This window comes from uncultured Acetobacterium sp. (genome assembly GCF_927416815.1).
GTDB lineage: Bacteria > Bacillota > Clostridia > Eubacteriales > Eubacteriaceae > Acetobacterium.
In genome coordinates, this window is the sequence record NZ_CAKMJU010000079.1 from 24,704 (window position 1) to 31,245 (window position 6,542).

The 6,542-nt window shown below is 40.8% G+C and carries 7 protein-coding genes and 2 riboswitches; of the genes, 5 read left to right on the top strand and 2 right to left on the bottom strand.

Annotation, left to right across the window (positions count from 1 at the left end; all coding sequences use genetic code 11):
* Positions 1-4 precede the first annotated feature (4 nt).
* From era to QZ998_RS11610, 4 genes are all read left to right on the top strand, one after another.
* Positions 5-901 (top strand): GTPase Era, encoded by an 897-nt coding sequence (gene era / locus QZ998_RS11595; protein ID WP_296560766.1) that lies wholly within the window; start codon positions 5-7, stop codon positions 899-901.
* A 20-nt stretch (positions 902-921) separates the two neighbouring features.
* Positions 922-1,680, top strand: coding sequence for a DNA repair protein RecO (gene recO / locus QZ998_RS11600; RefSeq protein ID WP_296560768.1), 759 nt, complete (start codon positions 922-924; stop codon positions 1,678-1,680).
* A gap of 44 nt (positions 1,681-1,724) precedes the next feature.
* Positions 1,725-2,114: a VOC family protein gene (locus QZ998_RS11605; protein WP_296560770.1), complete on the top strand. Its 390-nt coding sequence runs from the start codon at positions 1,725-1,727 to the stop codon at positions 2,112-2,114.
* 301 nt (positions 2,115-2,415) lie between these two features.
* Entirely contained in the window at positions 2,416-3,600 is a 1,185-nt protein-coding gene (locus QZ998_RS11610; protein ID WP_296560773.1) for an MFS transporter, read from the top strand.
* A gap of 113 nt (positions 3,601-3,713) precedes the next feature.
* On the opposite strand, the gene QZ998_RS11615 is transcribed toward QZ998_RS11610, so the two are convergent.
* Both QZ998_RS11615 and QZ998_RS11620 read right to left on the bottom strand, forming a co-directional pair.
* Positions 3,714-4,271 carry a DUF3793 family protein gene (locus tag QZ998_RS11615; RefSeq protein ID WP_296560779.1) on the bottom strand — a complete coding sequence of 186 codons (558 nt, stop codon included), beginning with the start codon at positions 4,269-4,271 and terminating at the stop codon, positions 3,714-3,716.
* Positions 4,268-4,606 (bottom strand): DUF2325 domain-containing protein, encoded by a 339-nt coding sequence (locus QZ998_RS11620; protein ID WP_296560781.1) that lies wholly within the window; start codon positions 4,604-4,606, stop codon positions 4,268-4,270. Before QZ998_RS11620 ends, QZ998_RS11615 begins: the two co-directional genes overlap by 4 nt.
* A gap of 478 nt (positions 4,607-5,084) precedes the next feature.
* A riboswitch (cyclic di-GMP riboswitch) is annotated at positions 5,085-5,169 on the top strand.
* A 79-nt stretch (positions 5,170-5,248) separates the two neighbouring features.
* Positions 5,249-5,333, top strand: a riboswitch (cyclic di-GMP riboswitch).
* 79 nt (positions 5,334-5,412) lie between these two features.
* On the opposite strand from QZ998_RS11620, the gene QZ998_RS11625 reads away from it, so the two are divergent.
* A complete protein-coding gene (locus tag QZ998_RS11625) occupies positions 5,413-6,093 on the top strand; it encodes an A24 family peptidase (protein ID WP_296560783.1) in 681 nt (226 codons plus the stop codon).
* The last annotated feature ends 449 nt before the right edge of the window (positions 6,094-6,542 follow it).

Genomic DNA, 6,542 nt, shown 5'->3' on the forward strand with positions numbered 1-6,542 from the left:
AATCATGAACGAAAACTTTAAATCCGGATTTATCAGCATTGTCGGTCGTCCCAATGTCGGAAAATCGACCCTGCTTAATAATATCATGGGCGAAAAACTGGTGATCACCTCAGCCAAACCCCAGACCACCCGAAATGCCATCCGCTGTATTTACACCGATGAACAGGCTCAGATGGTCTTTATCGATACGCCAGGGATGCACCGTCCTAAAAACCGCTTAGGTGACTATATGCAAAAAGCCGCCGAAAACACCATCTCTGATGTTGATGTGGTCTTGTATCTGGTCGAGCCGGAAACAAAAATCGGGCCGGGAGACCAATATATTCTCGAAAAACTGGCGGCCAGTAAAACACCGGTTGTCTTAGTGATTAACAAAATCGATCTGCAGCCTAAGGAAGACCTATTAATCACCATTGCCGCCTATCAGAAATATGATTTCCTGAAGACCATTATTCCGGTTTCGGCGATTACCGGCGATGGCGTTAAAGAGCTGCTTGATATCATCACCGAGCTACTTAAGCCGGGACCGATGTTTTTCCCGGTCGATATGATCATTGATCAGTCGGAACGCTGGATCGTTTCGGAGCTGATCCGCGAGAAGCTGCTCAATCTCTTGAATGACGAGGTTCCCCATGGCATTGCTGTCGAAGTGACCGCCATGAAACCCCGTAAAGGCAAGGATATTATTGACATTGAGGCCACCATTTTCTGCGAACGCAAAACCCACAAGGGCATTCTAATCGGCAAGGGCGGCTCGATGCTGACCAAGATTGGCAGCCAGGCCAGAAAAGACATTGAGTTTTTCCTGAAATCGCAAATTAATCTGCAGCTATGGGTCAAGGTGCGGTCTGATTGGCGGGATAAGAATTTTGACCTGAAAGATTTAGGCTATTTTGAGTAAATTGTTCAGTTGGGAGCATAATGGCACTGATTAAAACAAAGGGACTGGTTATCAAAGAACAGCCCTATAAAGAACAAGATAAAATTTTGACTATCTTCACCGAGGAAGAAGGCAAGATTCAATGTATTGCCCGCGGCGTCCGCCGTCAGAAAAGCGGCCTGTTGGCCAGCACCCAGATCTTTGCCTACAGCGAATTTGTCTATTACCCCGGCAAGAACTTTGGCATTATCAATCAGTCCAATCTGATCGAGGCCTTTTATCCCTTGCGCAATGATCTGACCAAGATGGCCCTGGCCTCTTACTTACTGGATCTGATGTATAATGGCTACGAATTTTACCAGAAAAGCCCAGAAATTTTAAAGCTGCTGCTCCACGTATTGTTTTATCTGTCTGCTGGAAAAGCCAAAAATGATTTGGTTCTGGTTGGCGGCTTTCAGATGAAACTGGTCAGTTATTTGGGCTATCGGCCGGTTTTAGAAAAATGTATGGTTTGTCAGGGCGATCATGACCTAAGCCTCTTTAGCATTGAAAACAATGGCGTCATTTGCAGCGGCTGCCGGGAACAAACAGAAGGCTATCTCTATAAGCTCAATCCCGCGATGCTTGACCTGCTTGGTGATTTTTTAAGACAGCCAATCAAAGCCCTAAAAGATCGTCAAGCAAACCCGGCTGAGGCGCTAAAGATTACCGATATGCTGGATCACTATATCGCTTATTGCATCGGAAAATCTTCCAAGGCCTATGCCTTTTACAAGACGATGCTCAATCCGCTAGTTTAAAAATCAGCCAAAAATTTAAAAAATTATCTTAAAAGGAGATTATTATGGGAAATTATAAAATGGCACATACAATGATTCGGGTACTTGATTTGGATCGATCGCTAAAGTTTTATCAAGAAGCATTAGGCTTTGAGGAAGTTAGGCGGCGCGACGAACCAACCTATGAATTTACCCTGGTATTTTTAGGTGATGGCAGCCCCAATGGTCACCAGCTAGAACTAACCTATAACTATGGACAGGTGGCTCCCTATGATTTAGGGTCTGCCTATGGTCATTTAGCGGTCTTAGTCGATGATCTTGAGGCCTCCTGGGCAGCCCACGAGGCACAGGGTTTTAAGCCGACACAGCCAAAAGGACTCAGTGGCGATGGCAAACCCCGCTACTATTTTATCACCGATCCAGATGGTTATAAGATTGAGATTATCAGAAATTAATTCAGAAATTAATTCAGAAATTAATTCAGAAATTAATATTCAAATGCGTGACTATTTCTATCTAGAAAGAGAGGAAATTTCCTCTCTTTTTTAGTACAAAAAGCTGATAAATTCCCTAAAAAATGTGCTTGATCCGCGTGAGTCTGATTCTTTCTGGCTCGATCAATTATCTCAAAAACATATTCATCAAAATATTGTTTGGTTGTTGCTTGAGTCTGTCAATATTTCTTGCCATCGAGGGTAAGAAATAGATTAGCGCAGGCAGTTAAAGCAAAGCCGAATTCGAAAAATGGAGTTGCCATTGGAAACTAAAAAAATAAAACTGGCTATCTTATCAATCTCATCACTCTTAATGATCTCAATGACCGCTTCAGCTATTCTAGGCGATATTTGGTTGCATTTTCCGGATGCCCCGGAATCCCTCATTCAGATGGTTTTAACCCTGCCGGCTTTACTGGGTCTGATTTTTGCTTTTGCAGCCGGGCCTGCATCGATGCGGATATCGAAAAAGAGTCTCGTTATTTTTAGCCTTAGCAGTGGATTAATCGGAGGGTTGATGGCTTTGATTCTGGGCCCCCTGGGACTGGGCTTCTTATTATTTGCGAGTATTCTAATTGGGGTGGCGCAAGGGTTCAACGCAACACTGAGCATGGCCTTGATTACCGATTATTTTAGGGGGCAAGAACGTAGTGCCATGATGGGACTGCAATCGGCCTTTCTTAACGGTGGCAGCATGGTCTTTCTGTTCACCTCGGGACTGCTGGCCAATTTTAAGTGGAACCATGCCTATCTGGTTTACCTGGCCTTTTTACCAATTCTTTTTATCGTGATCAAAAACCTCCCGCATGATCTGCCAGTCAAGCAAAGTCATTCTGAATATCCGGATAATGCTAAGAAACTCAATGCCAGTGTCTATCTCATGGCACTTTTCATCTTTTTGTTTGGCAGTTTCTTTTTCGTTTTTCAGACAAATATCGCCCTGCTCGTCGTTAGTAAAGGCTATGGTGATGCGACCCTAAGCGGGATGATCAATACCGCCCTTGCTGCTTCGGGAATGGTCACCGGGATCTGCTATGGCAAGATCAAGGAGCGCTTGAAAATCAGGACAATTCCCTTTGGAATTGCTGCGGTGGGTTTGGGTATGGGTCTTATTTATTTAGTCGGATCATTGCCCAGTCTATTTGTTTCGGCCATTCTGGTCGGTTTTGGGATTAGTCTTGTCATGCCAACTGGATTTTATATCGCAGCCAACGTCGTCGAGAATCGCTTGCAACCAACGGCCATCGCGCTACTTACCGCTGCTGTCAATTTAGGGATGTTTGTCTCGCCGCTGCTTTTTAATATGATCAACTTTCAGACAGTCGAGTCCACTTTACTGATGAAATTTATTATTGCATCGATCGCCCTATTCATACTGGCAATAGCCTTTGTCTTTGGTAATCGCTATATTCTTAAAATGCAAAGGCAGCAAAAAAGCCCGCTTTAACGGGACAGGGCGATAAGGAAAAGTGCCATAACCACAAAAATAACAAACAATAACACCAAACTTTTGGGTCATCCCAGTGACTAAACAAAACTGGATGACCTAAAAAAAATCGGCTATGCTGCCACCGTAAGTCTCAGGATTGATGATCCATTGAGAAGCCGTTGGTAATAGGTATGGGTGCATTTCTTGTATTTTTCAAAAAGTTTGATTTTTTCGTTGGTCTTACTATATACCTTCCAGCAGCCGCAATGTTTGCAATTTTTACCGGCGTGAGTGATAAAACCTTGCACATCTTCAAAGGGATAGCTCAGAAATAGACCAATCTCATGGGGGAAATCAGTGGAATTTTGGATTCGGGTCGATAAAAAATTCAGAGATGATGCGATGTCCCCGCTTGGGTAGCCAATCTGCTTTAGAAAACTGGCAACTTTTGGACATGAGAGGTCATCTGATAGTCTTTTTTTGCGATAGAGATAGATGAGCACCCGACTCTCATTTTTTCTGAGAATTTCTAAAAAAACACCACGATCGTTTAATGCGCGGTTCCAATTGTTAATTTCATTGATCAGTTCAGCTTCCTTGGTATAGGGATAGCTAAACAAATTTCCAGTTTTTATTCCGGCTAATGTTGGCGAACAGTGGCGGATCATTTCTTTTTCAAAGGTGCTCATGATTGGACTCTCTTCGGATTTGGCTTCAGCACACAGTTATTACAATTTACACATTGTGAACAGTGCTCTTCTAAAATATTTCGCAAAGCTGCCAGGCTGCTAGTATGTGCTCGCGCCAGTGGTAAGTTTAATCGCTTCGCTTCAAAAGTCGCACAGTTTACCATTTTATGAGAAACGGTGCCTGTAAATAATACGATTAAATCTGGAACCCCGATTTTCTTTTTCATCGCGCCCTGCATTTGGGTGAATACCTTAGCGCGGCAGTTAAATTCTTTACATAGATCTTTATACTGATGAATCATCCGATCATTTCCACCAATTATCACAATGCTCATAGAAAGCCTCCTCTTGCTTTATTTGTTAGTATATGCTAACACATTCAAAATTTAACATACCACATCGCTTATGTCAAGAATTTAATCTTTCATTAAGGAACTTTTTGAGGCAAAACAAGTGGATAATTGATGATGCAATGATGTGGATTTAATGCAAACAATAGCACCATCATATCATTTGAATATATCGCGCTCGGCGATCTTCAATCCGGTGAATATTAGCAAAAGAAATCTAGAACGGCTCTATTATTAGCATATTAGAATACATCGGAATATTGATAATAAAACAACAACTCATTACAACATAATGCGATTGCAGGACTGTTAACATCAACGCTTAAAATGAATTATTGATTTTTGCGCGCAAAAGGGCGACTGGAAAATATGGACAAAATATTACAGTAAAAAATTACTGATATGAAATATTAACAAATATATCCCTTGACATCTGTCAATATATGCCTTATTATGAGCTCAATAGAATATTTAGCAAACTTATCGAAAGGTAAGGACGCAAAGCTTTAGGGTCTAAGTAAATTTTTATATGACAGCCAGTTGCAAAACGACATCATCAAATGGTGTATTTAATGCAACGTGCCAGAGCGTTGTTTTTTTATTCTATCATAATCCCGACTTGGTCAATTTAATATTCGGCAAACTTACCGAAAGGTGAGGACGCAAAGCTATAGGGTCTAAATAATTTATTATATGACAGCCAGTTGCAGAAGAAAGGTGTATTTAATTCGCCTTATATGCAACGGGTAACCGTTGCTTTTTTATTAGCTGAAATTGAAAGAGGTGTAAAGATGAATCAATTTGCAATATCAGTCTTGGTTTTATTAATCGGAGCAGTTGTTGGCGCTTTGATGGAAAAATCTTCTGTATATTTGATCAAGCAAAGAGTTAACACCCTAAAACACCCGCAATTTTCAGGAAGCTTTGCCAAAACCATCTTTTGGGCGATGATCAATGCAATCATCTGGTTGTTCTTTGTAAAAATAAACGGGCTTGACGCAAGAACGCTAGAATATATGATGCTTTTTTCGATCTGCATCATCCTTTCGGCAGTCGACATCAGCATTAAAAAAATTCCCAATGAACTGGTTTTAATGACACTTTTCGTTGGTGGTGCATTCATCGTAACAGGACAACCCCTTGCAAGTTTAGGGATGAATGTTTTTGGTTTATTAATTGGTTTTATTATTTTCTTCTTGCCGGCATTAATCGGAAAGGGCGCTGGTTGGGGAGATGTAAAATATGCTGCGGCAGTTGGTTTTTGTTTGGGGGTATATGGCATTATATCTGCAATCATCATTATGACTTTCTTTCTGATGATCTACGCAATCTACCTGATTATCAGTGGAAAAGGAAATTTGAAATCAAAAGTTGCCTTGGGACCGTTTATGGCATCCGGTTTTGTTTCAGTCTTAATTTTAAATCTTATCAATACAAACAATCATCTAGTGGATTTTGGAATGTTTTTTTAAGGATTTAAATAAAGACTAAAAATTAATATTAACGCGTATCAATCTAATTTAAGAAGGAGAAAACAAAATGAAAAGCTTATTTACACGGATGTTAAGAGAAGAAGATGGACAGGGCATGGTTGAGTATGGCTTAATCATCGCCGGGATTGCCTTAGGTGCGATTGCTGCGATCTGGTTATGAGGTCCACAAATCGGCCAGATGTTTACCGATATCGGAACTCAACTTGCAGATTAGTTGTATTGTGATTATTTAGTTAAGCAATCAAATATAAAATAATAATTTATCAAAGGAGAAAACAAAATGTAAAAATTATTAATTTTACCTATTTTTCGAATGAAAATAATCATAAGGAGGAGTTGTAGGGATCTGTAATGTAGCAGGTGCTATTACCGGCGTTTTTTTAGCGTTGCGCTATGGTAGCGGCTTTATACGAGTTTTTTTCCTGATA